Raw genomic sequence first — 16,395 nt, forward strand, 5'->3', positions numbered from 1 at the left:
CGCGGTGTCAGGCGGCGAGACCGCGCCGCTCGAGGAGCGGCTCGATGCGTGCATCGCGGCCACGGAAGTCGCGGTAGGCCTCGAGCGGGTCCTTCGACCCGCCGACGCCCAGAAGGCGCTGCCGGAATCGATCGCCGTTCTCGCGGGTCAGGCCGCCGTTCTCGCGGAACCATTCCACGGTGTCGGCGTCGAGGACCTCGCTCCAGATGTAGGAGTAATACCCGGCGCTGTACCCGCCCGAGAAGATGTGGGCGAAGTACGTCGATGAGTAGCGCGTGGGCACCGCGGGGTTGTCGAGGCCGATGTCGGAGAGCGCGGTCGCCTCGAAGGCGTCGACATCGATCCCGCCGGCCGTGTCCTCCGAGTCGAGGCTGTGCCACGCCTGGTCGATCCAGGATGCGGCGAGGTATTCGCTGGTGGCGAAGCCTTGGTTGAAGGCCTCCGAGTCGCGGAGCTTCTCGACCACCTCGGCGGGGAGCGGCTCGTCGGTGTCGACGTGGCGTGCGTAGGCTGCGAGCACCTCAGGCCAGAAGATCCACATCTCGTTGACCTGGCTCGGGAACTCCACGAAGTCGCGGAACACCGAGGTCCCGGCGAAGTGAGGATAGGTGACTGTTGCGAACAGCCCGTGCAGCGCGTGGCCGAACTCGTGGAAGAGCGTCGTGACCTCGTCCAGGGTCAGGAGCGTCGGGCTGCCGGGGGCGGGCTGCGGCACGTTCAGGTTGTTGACGACGATCGGCGCTGTGCCGCGGAGGGCGGACTGCGACACGATCGAGTTCATCCACGCACCGCCACGCTTGGAGTCGCGGGTGTACAGGTCGAGGATGTAGAGCCCGAGGTGCGAGCCGTCCTCGTTGCGGACCTCGAAGACCCGAGCGCCCGGGTGGTAGGCGGGAAGGTCGGCCCGCTCGGTGAACGTGATGCCGTAGAGATCGGTCGCGGCGCGAAAGACCCCGTCGACGAGGACCCGTTCGGCCTCGAACCACGGCCGGAGGGCGGTGCGGTCGAGGTCGTACCGCGCGGCGCGCACACGCTCCGTGTAGAACGCCCAGTCGTGCGCGGCGAGACGGAAACCCTCACCATCGCTGTCGATGATCTCCTGGAGTGCGGCCTGTTCCTGGCGCGCGTTCTCCGCGGCGGGCACGGCGAGACGTCGGAGGAGGGCGTGCACGGCTTCGGGGGAGCCGGCGGTTTCATCGGCCGTCACGTACGCCGAGTGGGAGTCGTACCCGAGAACTCGTGCCCGCTCCGACCGGAGCCGGACGATCTCGGTGAGGACCTCACGGTTGTCGTTCTCATTGCCTCGCCGCCCCCGTGAACGGGATGCCGCCATGAGGCGCTCGCGGCTCGTCCGAGAGGTGAGCGATGAGAGGTACGGGTGTCCGGTGAAGAGCGTCAGCGTGACGACGTACTTGCCGTCGAGGCCTCGGTCCGACGCATTGCGCGCCGCGGCGGACAGCTCGCCGTCGGTGAGCCCGTCCAGCTCGGCGGCGTCGTCGAAGACGACGGCGAGGTCGTTCGTGTCGGCGAGCAGATTCTTCTCGAACGTCGTCGTGAGCGTCGAGAGCTGCTGGTTCAGTTCCGTGAGGACGGTTTTGTCCGAGTCGTCGAGCCCGGCGCCGGCGTTCGTCATCTCGCGGTGGGTGCGCTCGACGAGGTAGCGGTCCTCGCCCTCGAGGCCGAGTTCTTCTCGACGGGCGAAGACGTCTGCGACGCGGGCGTATAGGCGGGAGTCGAGCGTCACCGCGTCGTGGTGCGCGGCCATGAGGGGTGCGAGTTGCTCGTCGATCTCTTGGATGGCTGCGGTCGCGTCGGCGGAGCTCACCGTGTAGAAGGTCCGCGCGACGCGACCGAGGGTCTCGCCGGCGCGTTCGAGGGCGACGAGCGTGTTCTCGAAGGTCGCGGCGTCGGTTGCGGTCGCGATCTCCTCGATCTCCGCCCGGTGCTCGGCGAACGCCTGCTCGAACGCCGGCAGGTAGTGCTCGGGCCGGATGTTCGGGTAGTCGGGGAGATCGAACGCGAGGGGCGAGGGGGAGAGGAGCGGGTTCAGAGCGGCATCCGTCATCGTCCCAGCGTACGACGCCGCTGCGCCGCTCAGCGCGACCGTTCGGGTGCAAAGAAAAACTTGCAAAGAAGTGCTTGCAAAGATATCTTTGGAGATATGACTGAGGCACCGACACGGCGGGACGACCGCAAGTTGGATGCCGGTGCGCTCCGCGCGCTGGCACATCCGCTGCGCGTGCAGCTCTTCGACATCCTGTCCCAGTACGGGCCGCAGACGGCCAGTTCGCTCGCGGAGCGCACAGGGGAGTCCTCCGGTGCGACGAGCTATCACCTGCGCGCGCTCGCGAAGCAGGAGCTCATCCGTGAGATCCCGGACCGGGGGTCCGCCCGGGAACGGTGGTGGGAGCGCGCCGACAAGGCCGTCTCCTTCGACAGCCCCGAGGCCCTGGCGACGCCATCGGGCAAAGCCGCGACTCAGATGATCATGAATGAGTTCCTGGGGAGACGGCAGCAGCAGCTCATGCGTCACGTGAGCGAGCAGATCGCTGCGGGCGACCACGCCGACGACGGCACCTCGTCCATCACGACCGCCCACATCCACCTCACGCCCGAGCAGGCCAGGGACATGATCCGACGCCTGTCCGCCGTCGTCGACGAGGTCGTCGCCGGCGCACGCGGTCACGAGCAGGAACCCGATCGATCGCCGTTCACCGTGCGCGTGGACGTGTTCGCACTGCCCGAGGACGGAGACGGACGATGACCACCATCACGATCCCGACGCTGGATGTCAGCGCACGGCCCACACGGCTCGAGGCCGCACTGTGGCGTGCAGCGGCATCCGTCCAACACGCCGTCGCCGCCAGGATGCTGCGCCGCGTCGACCAATCGACCGCACGATCAGCCGCGACCGAGTACGCCAAGCAGACCCGCGCGCACGTGCTCACGCACGTCGCTCGTCACCCCCGGGCCTGAGCCTGAGTCAGGACATGCCGTCGTCGTCCAGATGGCCGACGACGACCTCGCCCTCACGGTCGACTCGGACGACGACGCCGGTGTCGAGCTCGGCGACGGGGCGTCCTTCGAGCCAGGTCAGCGTCCACCGCGGGCGGGGCTGACCGAGAGGGTCCTGATCGACGGATGCGTCGACCGCCGCGATCTGTTCGCGGAGGATCTCAGGCACGGCAGCCGGCGGCTGGTCACCGCTGGTCCATCGCGTTCCGAGCTGCATGTCACGCCTCCTGCGGGGTGAGGACGATGTCGCTGACGGACACGGCGTCGCCGGCCGCGTACGACACCTGCGCGATGCGTCCCACGGCTGCGAGGTCGCCCTCTGCGGAGCGGATGGCCTCGAGGGCCGCATCCGGACCGGCGATGGTCAGCGAGTCGACGGGGGTCTTCTGCGAGGCCTTCGCTTCGGTCTTCGCGCGGCGCACCGAGATGAGCGCCTCGCCGACCGTGCGGAGCACTGCGGGGTCGCCCTCGATGCCCACGGGCTCAGGCCACTCAGCGGTGTGCACCGAGCCCTCTTCGAACCACGACCACGCTTCTTCTGCCGCGAACGACAGGACGGGAGCCAGCAGCCGCAGCAGGGTCGACAGCGCCATCCGGAGGGCGAGAGCAGCCGACGCCTGGCCGGCATCCGACTGGTTGTAGGCGCGCTCCTTCACGAGTTCTAGGTAGTCGTCGCAGAACGTCCAGAAGAACGACTCGGTGATCTCCAGGGCGCGAGCGTGATCGAACGCGTCGAATGCCTTCGTGGCGTCGCGGACCACCTGGTCGAGCGTCGCCAGCATCGATGCGTCGAGCGCGTGCGTGATGCGGGCGTCTTCGGGAACGGGGAAGGACAGCACGAACTTCGCCGCATTGAGGACCTTGATCGCCAGGCGGCGACCGATCTTCACCTGCGTCGGGTTCTGCGGGTCGAAGGCGGCGTCGGCGCCGAGGCGGCTTGAGGCGGCCCAGTACCGCACCGCGTCCGTCCCGTGGGTGTCGAGGATGTCTGCGGGCGTCACGACGTTGCCCTTCGACTTCGACATCTTCTTGCGGTCGGGGTCGACGATGAAGCCGGAGATGGCGGCATCCGTCCACGGAGCACGGTCGTCTTCGAGCACCGAACGCACCATGGTCGAGAACAGCCACGTGCGGATGATGTCCTGACCCTGCGGGCGGACATCGAACGGGGCCACGAGGTTCCAGAGCTCCTCGTCGCGCTCCCAGCCGCCGGCGAGCTGCGGGGTCAGGGAGGACGTCGCCCAGGTGTCGAAGATGTCTCGCTCGGCGTCGAAGCCGCCCGGCACGCCGCGCTGGTCCTCCGTGTAGCCGTCGGGGACGTCGGTGGTCGGGTCGACGGGAAGGCGGGACGCATCGGGGGTGAGGACGCGGTCGTAGTCGCGGTCGCCGTTCTCATCGAGGCCGTACCAGATCGGGATCGGCACGCCGAAGAAGCGCTGACGAGACACGAGCCAGTCACCCGTCAGGCCGTTGGTCCAGTTCTCGTATCGCACGCGCATGAAATCGGGGTGCCAGCCCATGCTGCGCCCCATCTCGATGAGCTTCTCGCGCAGCTGAGCGTCACGGGCGCCGTTGCGGAGGTACCACTGGCGGGTCGAGACGATCTCGAGCGGCCGGTCGCCCTTCTCATAGAACTTCACCGGGTGGGTGAAGGGCTTGGACACCTCGAGCAGCTCGCCGGACTCCTCGAGGAGCTCGACGACACGCTTCTTGGCGCTGAAGACGGTCTTGCCGGCGAGTTCCGCATAGGCCGCCTTCGCGGCATCCGTCACCAGTGCGTCGGGGGCCTCGTCGATGATGCGACCGTCGCGGCCGAGGATCGTGCGGTTCGGCAGATCGAGCTCGCGCCACCAGATGATGTCGGTCACGTCGCCGAAGGTACAGATCATGGCGATGCCCGTGCCCTTGTCCTTCACCGCGAGCGGGTGGGCGAGGACGGGCACCTCGACGTCGAACAGAGGGGTGCGCACGGTCGAGCCGAAGTATGGCTGGTACCGCTCGTCGTCGGGGTTCGCGACGAGGGCCACGCACGCCGCCAGCAGCTCGGGGCGGGTCGTCTCGATGTGGATGTCGCCGGAGCCGTCGCTCTTGTGGAAGGCGACGCGGTGGTAGGACGCCTGCTGCTCGCGGTCCTCGAGTTCGGCCTGCGCGATCGCGGAGCGGAAGTCGATGTCCCAGAGCGTCGGCGCCATGGCCTGGTACGCCTCGCCACGGTCAAGGTTGCGGAGGAAGGCGAGCTGGCTCGTGCGGATCGTGTCGTCGGAGATGGTCCGATAGGTCTGCGTCCAGTCGACCGAGAGGCCGAGCTTGCGGAACAAGTCCTCGAACTGCTTCTCGTCCTCGAGGGTCAGCTCCTCGCAGAGCTCGATGAAGTTGCGACGGCTGATCGGGACCTGGTCGGCCGGCTTCAGGCTCTTCGCGTCACCGCGGAACGGCGGGGTGAACTCGGCGTCGTAGGGAAGCGAGGTGTCGCACCGCACGCCGTAGTAGTTCTGCACGCGACGTTCGGTCGGCAGACCGTTGTCGTCCCAGCCCATCGGGTAGAACACGGTCTTGCCGCGCATGCGCTCGTAGCGCACCTTCACGTCGGTGTGCGTGTAGCTGAACACGTGCCCGATGTGGAGCGATCCGGATGCCGTCGGGGGAGGCGTGTCGATCGAGAAGACGCCCGCGCGGCCCTTGGCCTTGGCCGCGTCACGGTCGAACAGGTACGTGCCGGCGTCAGACCACGCGGCATCCCACTTCTGCTCGAGGCCTTCCAGGGCGGGCTTGTCGGGAATGTGCGCGTTCGTCATGGTGATGCTCCTCGAGCGATATGTGCGGCACTGTGTGAGCGTGCCTGAGTGTGGGTGGCAGACAGTCTACCGCCGGGGCGCTCGCGGGACCGAGGTGCGACGCGGCTTCGCAAAGAGATGCGGTTTGCCGAGGAGCGGATGCCGGGATCCGGCCCTCGGGACGCGTCATCTCCTCGCGAAGCGACCCGCAAGGCTCAGAAGGCGGTCTCGATGGTCTTGTTGCCGTCGATGATCTTCCGGACCGGTTCGCTCGTGAACGCATCGACCAGGGCCTTGGTCGACGCGGCATCCTTCTCCTCGCCGGGGACGACGAGCTGCAGCGCGAAGCGGTCGTCGAGTTCGGTGAGGAGGCCGTCGTCCTGCGGGGTGAGGCCGAGAGCGGCGATGTGCGACGGCCACTGGAACACGAGGTCGGCCTCGTCGTAGGCGGTGTTGAGCTGGTTGATCTGCAGTTCGAGGAACTGCAGGTCCTTCGGGTTCTCGGCGATGTCGTCGACGGTCGCGGCGTAGGGGTCTACGCCCTCGGCGAGGGTGATGATCTTCGCGTCGGCGAGCATCTTCAGCGCTCGGCCGGTGTTGGACGCATCGTTGGGGATCGCGACGGTCGCGCCTTTCGGGAGATCGGCGATGTCGTCGAGGGTCTTCGAGTAGAACGCGATCGTGAAGTTGTAGATCGGCTGCACGGCGGTGAGGTCCGCATCGTTGGCGGCGTTGAACTCCTCCATGTAGGGCTTGTGCTGCGAGAAGTTCGCGTCGATGTCGCCCGCGGCGAGCATCTTGTTGATCGTGACGTAGTCGGCGACCTCGACGAGGTCGATCTTGTAGCCGTCTTCGATCTCGTCGGCGGCGGCCTCGACGATGTCGGTCATGGGCGAGGTGACGGCGCCGACGCGGAGGGTCTGGACGTCGCCGGTGCCGGGCGCGGCAGGGGAGGCGCAGCCTGCGAGGAGGGCGACGGCGGCAGCGGTGAGTGCGGCGGCGAGGGTGATGCGGCGCGGGGACATGGTGCTCCTTGTGGGATGGGGTGGATGCCGGCGATGGCCGGGCTCAACGGTGGTCGAGACGGACCGAGATCCGTTGGCCGACCGCCTGGACGACGAGGACGATGATCAGGATGACGAGGATCGTGAAGTACATGAGCACGTCGTCGTACTCCTGATAGCCGTAGCGCAGCGCGAAGTCGCCGATACCGCCGCCGCCGACGACGCCGAGCACGGTCGAATACGACAGCAGGCTGATGCTCGCCGAGGTGAGCGCGTAGACGAGACCGGGGAGGGCCTCCGGCAGAAGGAACCGCCAGACGGTCTGGGGGACCGTCGCCCCGAGGGTCTGGGCGACCCGCGGGATGCCGGGACTCACTTCGCGGAGGATCTGCTCGACGAGCCGGGCGTACACGGCCACGGCGACGACGCAGAGGGAGAAGGTCGCCGCGGGTGTGCCGAACGTGGTGCCGTAGACGGCCCGGGTCACCGGGACGAGGAAGACGACCAGCAGCAGGAACGGGAACGAGCGGATGACGTTGATGAGGAAGTTCACGATCGACCACACGATGCGCTGGGGGACGATCCCGCCGGGGCGGGTCAGATAGACCGCCGCTCCGAGGGGCAAGCCGATCACCACGGCCGCGGCGAGGGAGACGCCGAGCATGTAGGCGGTCTCGCCGAGAGCTTCGATCAGGTCGTCGCCGCGCGCCACGAGCGATGCTCCGAGCGACGCGAGGATGTCATCCTGCCCCGTCATGCGCCGAGCTCCCGTCGGGCGCGGTCGAGGTACGACTCCCGCTCGCGGCGTGCCGCGGGGGCGATGGCGAGAACGTCGACGAGCCTGCCGTCGTCGAACAGAGCGACCCGGTCGCAGACGTCGCGCACGACGTCGAGGTCGTGGGTGACGATGACGACCGTCGTTCCGAAGCGATCGCGGGCGTCGCGCAGGAGGTCGAGAACCTCACCGGCGGTCGCCGCGTCGAGCGCTGAGGTCGGCTCATCGCACAGCAGCAGGCGCGGGCGCGTCACGAGGGCTCGGGCGATCCCGACGCGCTGGCGCTGACCACCGCTGAGCTGGGCGGGATAGGCATCCGCTCGCTGGTCGAGCCCGACGAAGCGCAGCACGTCGTCGACAGCCTCGGCGGATCGCTCGCGCCGGGGGCGGAGGTCGAGGGGGACTTCGACGTTCTGCCGCACCGTCCGGTTCGAGAGGAGATGCACGCCTTGGAAGACGACGCCGATGTCTCGCCGCAGCCGCCGCAGGCCCGCTCGGTCGAGCCGTCCGACGTCCTGGCCGAGGACGCTGACCGTGCCGGAGGTGGCGGACACCTCACCCGTCAACACCGAGAGGAGAGTGCTCTTGCCCGCACCGCTTTCGCCGATGACGCCGAGGATCTCGCCACCGGCGACGGTCAGGTCGACGCCGGCCATGCCCTGAACGCCGCCCGGGTACGCCACGCCCGCGCGAGCGAGCGCGACCGGTGAAGTAGGCAGCACGACAGGACCTCAAGACGTTGTTGGATGCCGTCCAACTATAGTTCTGCCATGAGCACCAGGTACCGGACCGCCGCAATCAACGACGACGGCGGAACCGGAGTCTCCCGGGTGGAGGGCGGCCTCGAGGTCGCGGTCTCGAACCCGCTCAGTCCCGATGCGGATCTCTCCCGCAGCAACCCGGAGCAGCTCCTCGCCCTCGCGTGGGCGACCTGCCTCGACGCGACACTGCAGGCGATCGTGAAGGGCGCCCACCGTACGAGTGTCCGCGTCGAGGTCGAGCTCCACGACTCCGCTGAGCGCGGCGGCTACGAGTTCCACGTCGTCGCCTTCGTCTCCGCCGAAGGCCGTACGCTCGCCGAGACCGAGACTCTCGTGACCGCCGCTCACGACCGGTGCCCCATCTCCCGGCTCCTGCAGGGAGCGTCGACCGTCGGCATCCGTGCCGAGGAATGGGCAGGCTGAGCCTCAGCGGTCGACGGCGAATCCGAGATGCGGCATGTCCACGCCGCGGTAGTGCGTCAAGAATCGACGGCGCACCGTCATCCCGAGTCGGATCGCGACGTTCATCGAGGCGACGTTCGTGTCACGGACCTTCGCCCAGATCGTCGCGGCGTCGAGCTGTCGGAACGCCCAGTCCCGTGACGCGGTCGCCGCCTCGGTGGCGAAGCCGCGGTGCCAGTGCGCGCGATGGAACAGGTAGCCCACCTCGAGGATGTCGTCGTCCTCGAGGCGCTGACGCGTGATCCCGCACTGACCGATCATCCGCCCGGGCGCATCCCTCAGCTCCACCGCCCAGAGGCCGAAGCCGTCCTCGTCGTAGCGCTGCAGGTTTCGATCGAGCCACGCCCGTGACTCGGAATCGTCGAACGGGCCCTCGTACGCGGCCATGGCGACCGGGTCCGTCAAAATCTCCCGGAGGTTCGGAAGGTCCGTCTCACTCATGTCACGGAGGACGAGCCGCGTGGTCTGCAGTCTCATCACTCGCGCCTCACATCGATGCCGAGGGATGCCGCGAACGCGAGCGCGTGCGTCATCGCCTGGTCTGCGGTCACGGTGACGCCGCGCAGCATCCGGACGTCCGTGAACGAGAGCACCTCCGCGCCCCGGAGGTCGACGTCGTTCGTCTGCCACTCGCGGACATCCCACTCGTCGATACTCGACTCCGATACCCGGAGGCGCTCGACGCGGGAGCCCGGAAGGTCGAGTGTGCCGATGCGGCATCCCGTCACCTCGACGTCGCGAAGCGTGGCAGCGCCACCCGCAAGGTAATCGATGCGGACGCCGTCGAGGATGAGGCCGTCGCACCGGGCGCGGGAGAGGTCCAGCGTGCCGATACGCCCGCCACGGATGATGACGGTCCGCCACGTGGAGTCCCGTGCGATCACCTCCACAGCCGAAAGGCCGTCGACCACGACGTCAGAGAGGATCGCGCCCCTCACATCCACGGTCTGGACGGATGCCGCCGCCACGACGCTCTCGCTGATCCGAGAGTGCGCAGCGTCCGTCGTTCCGGAGTCGAGCTCGATCCGCGACTCGGAGAACTCGCCCGACCGGCTCAGCGTCGCCGGCGCGAACTCGCGGGGCAGATCCGGATCCGGGATACGGGGCGGCTCGGGACGGATACGGGTGCGGGCCATGACGCCAGGCTATGCCGACGGTATGATCGACGCATCAGCACCGATCCGGCCATCACCGGGGAGCTCTCGGAAGAACAGCGGTCCGCCGCCCAGTAGACCCGAGCGGGGCAGGCCCGTCATCGCCGCAGGTGAGTGGGTGAACCCGGATCCGGGTTGCGCCAAGCGGGGTGGTACCGCGGTCCTCGGATCGTCCTCGCAGGACCAGACCTGCAGGAGCGACATGACCTACCCCCGACCTTCCGCCTTCGGCCCCGCCGCCGACGCGACCAGCCCGGTCGTCCCGAGCCCGCGGTTCCCCGACGTCGAGCGCGACGTCCTCGCCTTCTGGGAGCAGGACGATACGTTTCGCGCCTCCATCGCGCAGCGCGACGGCGCTGACGAGTGGGTGTTCTACGACGGCCCGCCGTTCGCCAACGGCCTGCCGCACTACGGCCATCTCCTCACGGGATACGCGAAGGACCTCTTCCCGCGTTTCCAGACGATGCGCGGCAAGAAGGTCGACCGTGTCTTCGGCTGGGACACCCACGGGCTCCCCGCAGAGCTCGAGGCGATGAAGCAGCTCGGTATCACCGAGAAGAGCGAGATCGAGGACATGGGGATCGCCGCGTTCAACGCGAAGGCGCGCTCCTCCGTCCTCGAGTACACGCAGGAGTGGGAGAACTACGTCACCCGCCAGGCGCGCTGGGTCGACTTCGAGCGGGGCTACAAGACGCTCGACACCGGGTACATGGAATCCGTGCTCTGGGCCTTCGCAGAGCTGTACGAGAAGGACCTCGCCTACGAGGGCCACCGCGTGCTGCCGTACTGCTGGCGCGATGAGACCCCGCTCTCCAATCACGAGCTGCGGATGGACGACGACGTCTACAAGATGCGTCAGGACCCGTCCGTCACGGTCACCTTCCCGCTCGTCGGGGCGAAGGCCGAAGCCCTGGGCCTCACCGCCGTCCGCGCGCTCGCCTGGACGACGACCCCGTGGACCCTTCCGACCAACCTCGCGCTCGCCGTCGGCCCCGACATCGAGTACGTGGTCCTGCCCGGCGGACCCGCCGGTGCCTCCGACGTCCATGAGGACGCGCTCGAGGGCGAATCGCACCGCTACCTGCTCGCCTCCGACCTCCTCGCGAACTACGCGAAGGATCTCGGCTACGCCTCGGCTGACGAGGCCCGCGACGCCGTCGACCAGACCGTCCGCGGGGCCGACCTCGCCGACGTCGCCTACGACCGGCTCTTCGACTACTACGCCGACGAGGAGACCTGGGGCACGCAGAACGCGTGGCGCATCCTCGTCGACGACTACGTCACGACGACCGACGGCACGGGCATCGTCCATCAGGCTCCGGCCTACGGTGAGGACGACCAGCGCGTGACGGCGGCCGCCGGCATCCCGCTCATCATGAGCCTCGACGACGGCGGACGTTTCCTGCCGCAGGTCGCCGACGTCGCCGGCGAGCTCTGGATGGACGCCAACCGCCCGCTGATCCGGCTGTTGAAGGGTGAGGGGCGACTGCTCCGCGAAGCGAGCTACGAGCACTCGTACCCGCACTGCTGGCGCTGCCGGAACCCCCTCATCTACAAGGCCGTCTCGAGTTGGTTCGTCCGGGTCACCTCGATCAAGGACCGCCTCGTCGAACTCAACGAGCAGATCACCTGGGCGCCCGAGAACGTCAAGCACGGGCAGTTCGGAAAGTGGCTCGAAGGTGCGCGCGACTGGTCGATCAGCCGCAACCGATTCTGGGGCTCGCCCATCCCGGTGTGGAAGAGCGACGACCCCGAGTACCCGCGCGTCGACGTCTACGGATCGCTCGCCGACCTCGAGCGCGACTTCGGTCGCCTCCCCGTCAACGAGGCGGGCGAGGTCGACCTCCACCGTCCGTTCATCGACGACTTGACCCGGCCCAACCCCGACGACCCGACCGGGAACTCGACGATGCGTCGCATCGAGGATGTCTTCGACGTGTGGTTCGACTCCGGGTCGATGCCGTACGCGCAGGTGCACTACCCGTTCGAGAACCGCGACTGGTTCGACGAGCACGCGCCGGCGGACTTCATCGTCGAGTACATCGGGCAGACGCGCGGCTGGTTCTACGTCATGCACGTGCTCTCGGGGGCGCTGTTCGACCGTCCGGCGTTCGCGGGTGTCGCCTGCCACGGCATCGTCCTCGGCAGCGACGGTCAGAAGATGTCGAAGTCGCTCCGGAACTACCCGGACGTCAGCGAGGTCTTCGACCGCGACGGCTCCGACGCCATGCGCTGGTTCCTGATGAGCTCGTCCGTCCTCCGCGGCGGCAATCTCGTCGTCACCGAGGAGGGCATCCGCTCGGGTGTCCGCGAGTTCCTGCTGCCGCTGTGGAACGCGTGGTACTTCTTCTCGACCTATGCGAACGCCGCGGGCGGCCAGGACGGTACCGGCTACGAGGCGACGCGTCGGACGGATTCGACGAACGTGCTCGATCGCCACATCCTGGCGCTGCTCGGCGACCTCGTCCGCGACGTCGCCGCCGACCTCGAGGCGCTCGACTCGACGATGGCCGCGGCCAAGCTCCGCGACTTCGTCGAGGCGCTCACGAACTGGTACATCCGGCGTTCGCGGGATCGGTTCTGGGTGGGGGTGGATGCCGCGGACCCCACCACGACCGAGGCGTTCGACACCCTCTACACGGTGCTCGAGACGCTCACCCGCGTCGCGGCGCCCCTCATCCCGCTCGTCTCCGAGCGCGTGTGGCAGGGCTTGACGGGTGGGCGCAGTGTCCACCTGGAGGACTGGCCGGACGCCGACGAGTTCGCCCCGGCATCCGACATCCGCGAGGCCATGGACACCGTCCGGGAGGTCTCGTCGGTCGCGAACGCCCTCCGCAAGAAGGAGGGCAAGCGCGTCCGCCTACCGCTCGCCTCGCTGACGGTCGCCGTCGCCGGAGCCGACGCGCTCGCTCAGTTCGAGGACATCGTCCGCGAGGAGCTGAACGTCAAGGCCGTCGAGGTCGTCGAGCTGACCGAGGGCCTCGCCGAGCAGTACGGCATCAGCCAGCGCCTCGCGGTCAACGCACGCGCCGCGGGTCCGCGGCTCGGCAAGCAGGTGCAGCACGTCATCAAGGGCGCCAAGGCGGGTCTGTGGACCGAGGAGAACGGCGTGGTCGTCGTCGACGGCATCGCGTTGGAGCCGGGGGAGTACGACCTCACGCTCGAGGCCGGCGGCGTCGCCGAAGGCACCGCGATCGCGCTCCTCCCGCGCGCCGGGTTCGTCCTCCTCGACACCACGACGACACCCGAGCTCGAGGCCGAGGGCCTCGCGCGCGACGTCATCCGCGCCGTGCAGGACGCCCGCAAGGCCGCCGGGTTCGAGGTGAGCGACCGCATCGCGCTGCAGCTCACCTTCGACGACCGCGCCGATGCCGACGCTGTCGCCGGGGCCTTCGATGTCGCCGACGTCGCGGGGGAGACCCTGTCGGTCGCCGACCTCGTCGCCACCGCCGACGGCTCCACCCTGCGGGGTGAGGCGCTTCGCTCGAGCCCCGAGCACACGGCATCCGTCCCCGCCGGCACGTACGCGAACGCCGGCGACTTCACGATCGGCGTCCGCCGGATCGGAGCGACCTCATGAGTGACCGGACACGAGCGGATGCCGTCTACGCGGCGCTTCTGGAACGCCAGGGGGAGCGGTGGGTCGAGCCGCGCGTCGAACGCACACGGCGCGCTCTCGAGCTCCTCGGCGACCCGCAGCGGACTTACCGCGTCATCCACGTGACGGGCACCAACGGGAAGACGTCGACGAGCCGGATCGCCGAGTCGATCGTGCGCGCGCACGGCCTCCGGACGGGCCTGTTCACGAGCCCTCACCTGCAACGCTTCACCGAGCGGATCACGGTCGACGGCGAGCCGATCGCCGACGCCGCGATCGCCGACGCCTGGGACGAGATCGCGCCCATCGTCGCCCTCGTCGATGACGAGCTCGAGCAGAAGGACGAGCCCCCGCTCACGTTCTTCGAGTTGCTCACCGTCCTCGCGTTCGTCTGCTTCGCCGACGCGCCGGTCGACGTCGCGGTGGTCGAAGTCGGCATGGGTGGTTCGTGGGATGCCACGAACACGGCCGATGGCGACGTCGCCGTGTTCGCGCCGATCGACATCGACCACGCCGACAAGCTCGGCGACACCATCGGGGAGATCGCGACCGTCAAGGCGGGGATCATCAAGCAGGGAGCTGCCGCCGTCTCCGCCGCGCAGACGCCCGCTGCGACGAGCGTGCTCGCCTCGGCAGCTCGTGCCCGGGGCGCTTCGCTCGCGGTGGAGGGGGAGCAGTTCGGCCTGCTCGACCAGAAGCTCGCCGTGGGTGGTCAACTGTTCACCCTGCGGGGTCTCGCCGCGACGTATGAGGAGCTCTACCTGCCGCTCTACGGCGCGCACCAGGGGCACAACGCGGCGCTGGCGATCGCGGCGGTCGAATCGCTGATCGGCGGGGGGACGCAGGCGATCGCGGCCGACGTCCTCGCCGACGGTCTGGGCAATGTCACGTCCCCGGGGCGGCTGCAGCTCGTCGGAATCGCCCCCACGGTGATCGTCGACAGCGCACACAACCCGCACGGCGCGCGCTCGCTGGTCGCTGCGCTCGGCGACTCGTTCGACTTCGACGAATGGGGACTCGTCCTCGGTGCCTTCGCCGATAAGGACGTGGCCGGCATCGTCGGTACGCTCGCCCCGGCTGTCGCGCACGTGTTCGCTACGGCGCCCGAGTCCGACCGAGCAGAAGAGCCGGATGCCGTCGCCGACCTCGTCGAGCAGACGGAGACCCCCGTCACTGTGCACCGCGACCTCGCCGAGGCCGCCGAGGCGGCGCGCGCCTGGGCTGCGGACTCCGAGCGCCGCGCGGTCGTCATCGCCGGAAGCGTCTTCCTGGCTGGCGAGGCCGTCGTCCTCGCCGAGGCGGAGGACTGGAAGTCGGGGTACCGCTCATGAGCCGCACGCCGCGAGCTCGACGCCAGCGAGGCGCTCAGGAGTCCCTTCTGTCGGTGATCCTGGGCTTCGAGTCGATCGTCGCGTTCCTGGCGGGTCTCTCGATCTACGGGCTCAAAGCGCTCCCCGCCGGCATCGAGCCGTGGTGGGGCATCGTCGCCGGTGTCGCCCTCGGCATCCTGATGATCGTTCTCAGCGCGTTCACCCGGTACCGCTGGGGTGTCATCGCGGGCGGAGCGCTACAGGTGCTGATCGCGCTCGGCGCGTTCCTCGTGCCGGCGCTCCTCATCGCCGCCGCTGTTTTCGGCGCGTTGTACGTGTATGGCACCATCAAGGGCGGCGCGCTCGACGAGCGCAACGCCACACTCGCCGCCGAGGCGGAGAAGAACGGAGACTGACATGGCCACCGAACAGACACTCGTCCTCGTGAAGCCCGACGGCGTCGCGCGCGGACTCACCGGTGCGATCCTCGCGCGCATCGAGGCAAAGGGATACTCGCTCGTCGACATCCGCCTCGTGGAGCCCGATCGCGAACGCCTCGAGCAGCACTATGCCGAGCACGCGGGCAAGCCCTTCTACGAACCGCTGCTGGAGTTCATGATGTCGGGGCCGTCCGTGGCGATCCGCCTCGCCGGCAACCGCGTGATCGAAGGATTCCGCTCCCTCGCGGGCACCACCGATCCGACGTCCGCAGCGCCGGGAACCATCCGTGGCGATTTCGGTCGCGACTGGGGTCTCGCCGTGCAGCAGAACCTCGTGCACGGGAGCGACAGCGTCGAATCCGCGAACCGCGAGCTCGCGATCTGGTTCGACTGATCACAGCCCTGAGTGCGCCCGTCCCGGTATCGGGGCGGGCGCATCGTCGTCTCAGCGGGTGAACTCCGAGATCCAATCCAGTCGCACCTGGGCGATCACGCCGACGACGGCGAAGGCGACGATCGCCATGAGCGGCGTCCACGCGATGAGCCCGTCCGCTTTGCGGCGGACTGCGGCGGATGCCGGGATCGCCCCCTCCCGGACGAGGTGCACGATGACCGCGAAGAAGGTCGGGATCGTCACGGACCACGTCACCATGCACCACGGGCAGAGCGTCGCCAGCACGAAGATGCTTTGGGTGATGAGCCACAGGACGAAGGCGAACGCCGCGGTGACGCCGACTCCGAACAGCAACCAGAACCACCGCGCGAAGCGAGCTCCCGCCAGCAGAGCTGCCCCGACGACGATGGGCGCCATCCAGCCGGTCAGGCCGAGGATCGGGTTCGGGAAGCCGAACACCGCGCCCTGCGCAGACTCCAGGTTCTTGCCGCACTGGACGAGCAGGCTGATGTCGCAGGATGCCGACGCGCCCGGGTTCTCGAGCAAGCGGAAGCGCTCCGTGGTCAGTTCGAACGCGGCGAACCACCCGACGATGCCGGCGACGATCAGCCAGATCGCGAAGAGGGTCGGGCGGGGAGAGCGGGTCCGCGTGGTCATGGGGGCGATTATCGCACCGCGGGTGATCGCTCTCCTGAGCCCCCGGCCGTG

The 16,395-nt window shown here is 68.7% G+C and carries 16 protein-coding genes; 7 read left to right on the forward strand and 9 right to left on the reverse strand.

The features are described from left to right. Positions 1–7: 7 nt before the first annotated feature. Positions 8–2,065, reverse strand: coding sequence for a M3 family metallopeptidase (locus tag MO1_RS13270; RefSeq protein WP_060916276.1), 2,058 nt, complete (start codon positions 2,063–2,065; stop codon positions 8–10). A gap of 96 nt (positions 2,066–2,161) precedes the next feature. Between MO1_RS13270 and MO1_RS13275 the strand changes: the two genes are divergently transcribed. Both MO1_RS13275 and MO1_RS13280 read left to right on the forward strand, forming a co-directional pair. Next, on the forward strand, positions 2,162–2,764 hold the full coding sequence (locus tag MO1_RS13275; protein WP_060916277.1) for an ArsR/SmtB family transcription factor: 603 nt from the start codon (positions 2,162–2,164) through the stop codon (positions 2,762–2,764). Next, entirely contained in the window at positions 2,761–2,976 is a 216-nt protein-coding gene (locus MO1_RS13280) for a hypothetical protein (RefSeq protein ID WP_060916278.1), read from the forward strand. Before MO1_RS13275 ends, MO1_RS13280 begins: the two co-directional genes overlap by 4 nt. A 7-nt stretch (positions 2,977–2,983) precedes the next feature. Here the strand turns inward: MO1_RS13280 and MO1_RS13285 are convergent, their stop codons facing one another. The 5 genes from MO1_RS13285 to MO1_RS13305 form a co-directional block, all read right to left on the reverse strand. Next, positions 2,984–3,232 carry a hypothetical protein gene (locus tag MO1_RS13285; RefSeq protein ID WP_036308701.1) on the reverse strand — a complete coding sequence of 83 codons (249 nt, stop codon included), beginning with the start codon at positions 3,230–3,232 and terminating at the stop codon, positions 2,984–2,986. A gap of 1 nt (position 3,233) precedes the next feature. After that, positions 3,234–5,810, reverse strand: coding sequence for a valine--tRNA ligase (valS, locus tag MO1_RS13290; RefSeq protein WP_060916279.1), 2,577 nt, complete (start codon positions 5,808–5,810; stop codon positions 3,234–3,236). 194 nt (positions 5,811–6,004) lie between these two features. After that, positions 6,005–6,814 carry a MetQ/NlpA family ABC transporter substrate-binding protein gene (locus MO1_RS13295; protein WP_036308704.1) on the reverse strand — a complete coding sequence of 270 codons (810 nt, stop codon included), beginning with the start codon at positions 6,812–6,814 and terminating at the stop codon, positions 6,005–6,007. Between the two features lie 43 nt (positions 6,815–6,857). Further along, entirely contained in the window at positions 6,858–7,550 is a 693-nt protein-coding gene (locus MO1_RS13300; protein ID WP_060916280.1) for a methionine ABC transporter permease, read from the reverse strand. Continuing rightward, on the reverse strand, positions 7,547–8,290 hold the full coding sequence (locus MO1_RS13305; RefSeq protein WP_036308708.1) for an ATP-binding cassette domain-containing protein: 744 nt from the start codon (positions 8,288–8,290) through the stop codon (positions 7,547–7,549). Before MO1_RS13305 ends, MO1_RS13300 begins: the two co-directional genes overlap by 4 nt. A gap of 48 nt (positions 8,291–8,338) precedes the next feature. Between MO1_RS13305 and MO1_RS13310 the strand changes: the two genes are divergently transcribed. Continuing rightward, positions 8,339–8,752, forward strand: coding sequence for an OsmC family protein (locus MO1_RS13310; protein WP_036308711.1), 414 nt, complete (start codon positions 8,339–8,341; stop codon positions 8,750–8,752). Positions 8,753–8,755: 3 nt separating this feature from the next. On the opposite strand, the gene MO1_RS13315 is transcribed toward MO1_RS13310, so the two are convergent. Both MO1_RS13315 and MO1_RS13320 read right to left on the reverse strand, forming a co-directional pair. Continuing rightward, positions 8,756–9,268 carry a GNAT family N-acetyltransferase gene (locus MO1_RS13315; RefSeq protein WP_060916281.1) on the reverse strand — a complete coding sequence of 171 codons (513 nt, stop codon included), beginning with the start codon at positions 9,266–9,268 and terminating at the stop codon, positions 8,756–8,758. Beyond that, positions 9,268–9,927, reverse strand: coding sequence for a hypothetical protein (locus MO1_RS13320; RefSeq protein ID WP_060916282.1), 660 nt, complete (start codon positions 9,925–9,927; stop codon positions 9,268–9,270). Before MO1_RS13320 ends, MO1_RS13315 begins: the two co-directional genes overlap by 1 nt. Before the next feature lie 220 nt (positions 9,928–10,147). On the opposite strand from MO1_RS13320, the gene ileS reads away from it, so the two are divergent. The 4 genes from ileS to ndk are packed head-to-tail and all read left to right on the forward strand — an operon-like array spanning position 10,148 to position 15,687. Then, entirely contained in the window at positions 10,148–13,525 is a 3,378-nt protein-coding gene (gene ileS, locus MO1_RS13325; RefSeq protein WP_060916283.1) for an isoleucine--tRNA ligase, read from the forward strand. After that, positions 13,522–14,874: a bifunctional folylpolyglutamate synthase/dihydrofolate synthase gene (locus tag MO1_RS13330; RefSeq protein WP_036308719.1), complete on the forward strand. Its 1,353-nt coding sequence runs from the start codon at positions 13,522–13,524 to the stop codon at positions 14,872–14,874. The genes ileS and MO1_RS13330 overlap by 4 nt, the downstream gene beginning before the upstream one ends. Further along, positions 14,871–15,269, forward strand: a complete 399-nt coding sequence (locus MO1_RS13335) for a DUF4233 domain-containing protein (RefSeq protein ID WP_060916284.1) — start codon at positions 14,871–14,873, stop codon at positions 15,267–15,269. Before MO1_RS13330 ends, MO1_RS13335 begins: the two co-directional genes overlap by 4 nt. A gap of 1 nt (position 15,270) precedes the next feature. Continuing rightward, positions 15,271–15,687: a nucleoside-diphosphate kinase gene (gene ndk / locus MO1_RS13340; protein WP_036308723.1), complete on the forward strand. Its 417-nt coding sequence runs from the start codon at positions 15,271–15,273 to the stop codon at positions 15,685–15,687. 51 nt (positions 15,688–15,738) lie between these two features. Here ndk and MO1_RS13345 read toward each other — a convergent pair whose 3' ends face one another. After that, entirely contained in the window at positions 15,739–16,344 is a 606-nt protein-coding gene (locus MO1_RS13345) for a vitamin K epoxide reductase family protein (protein WP_036308725.1), read from the reverse strand. Between the last annotated feature and the right edge of the window lie 51 nt (positions 16,345–16,395).

Origin of the sequence: Microbacterium oleivorans NBRC 103075 (assembly GCF_001552475.1) — a bacterium.
Taxonomy (GTDB): Bacteria; Actinomycetota; Actinomycetes; order Actinomycetales; family Microbacteriaceae; genus Microbacterium; species Microbacterium oleivorans.

What these genes read in the sequence shown, in the direction of transcription:
- MO1_RS13345 (WP_036308725.1), bottom strand. Translation starts at nt 16,344, where the DNA reads ATGACCACGCGGACCCGCTCTCCCCGCCCGACCCTCTTCGCGATCTGG.
- MO1_RS13300 (WP_060916280.1), bottom strand. Translation starts at nt 7,550, where the DNA reads ATGACGGGGCAGGATGACATCCTCGCGTCGCTCGGAGCATCGCTCGTG.
- MO1_RS13330 (WP_036308719.1), top strand. Translation starts at nt 13,522, where the DNA reads ATGAGTGACCGGACACGAGCGGATGCCGTCTACGCGGCGCTTCTGGAA.
- MO1_RS13320 (WP_060916282.1), bottom strand. Translation starts at nt 9,927, where the DNA reads ATGGCCCGCACCCGTATCCGTCCCGAGCCGCCCCGTATCCCGGATCCG.
- MO1_RS13310 (WP_036308711.1), top strand. Translation starts at nt 8,339, where the DNA reads ATGAGCACCAGGTACCGGACCGCCGCAATCAACGACGACGGCGGAACC.
- ileS (WP_060916283.1), top strand. Translation starts at nt 10,148, where the DNA reads ATGACCTACCCCCGACCTTCCGCCTTCGGCCCCGCCGCCGACGCGACC.
- MO1_RS13315 (WP_060916281.1), bottom strand. Translation starts at nt 9,268, where the DNA reads ATGAGACTGCAGACCACGCGGCTCGTCCTCCGTGACATGAGTGAGACG.
- MO1_RS13285 (WP_036308701.1), bottom strand. Translation starts at nt 3,232, where the DNA reads ATGCAGCTCGGAACGCGATGGACCAGCGGTGACCAGCCGCCGGCTGCC.
- MO1_RS13275 (WP_060916277.1), top strand. Translation starts at nt 2,162, where the DNA reads ATGACTGAGGCACCGACACGGCGGGACGACCGCAAGTTGGATGCCGGT.
- MO1_RS13295 (WP_036308704.1), bottom strand. Translation starts at nt 6,814, where the DNA reads ATGTCCCCGCGCCGCATCACCCTCGCCGCCGCACTCACCGCTGCCGCC.
- MO1_RS13280 (WP_060916278.1), top strand. Translation starts at nt 2,761, where the DNA reads ATGACCACCATCACGATCCCGACGCTGGATGTCAGCGCACGGCCCACA.
- MO1_RS13270 (WP_060916276.1), bottom strand. Translation starts at nt 2,065, where the DNA reads ATGACGGATGCCGCTCTGAACCCGCTCCTCTCCCCCTCGCCCCTCGCG.
- MO1_RS13335 (WP_060916284.1), top strand. Translation starts at nt 14,871, where the DNA reads ATGAGCCGCACGCCGCGAGCTCGACGCCAGCGAGGCGCTCAGGAGTCC.
- valS (WP_060916279.1), bottom strand. Translation starts at nt 5,810, where the DNA reads ATGACGAACGCGCACATTCCCGACAAGCCCGCCCTGGAAGGCCTCGAG.
- ndk (WP_036308723.1), top strand. Translation starts at nt 15,271, where the DNA reads ATGGCCACCGAACAGACACTCGTCCTCGTGAAGCCCGACGGCGTCGCG.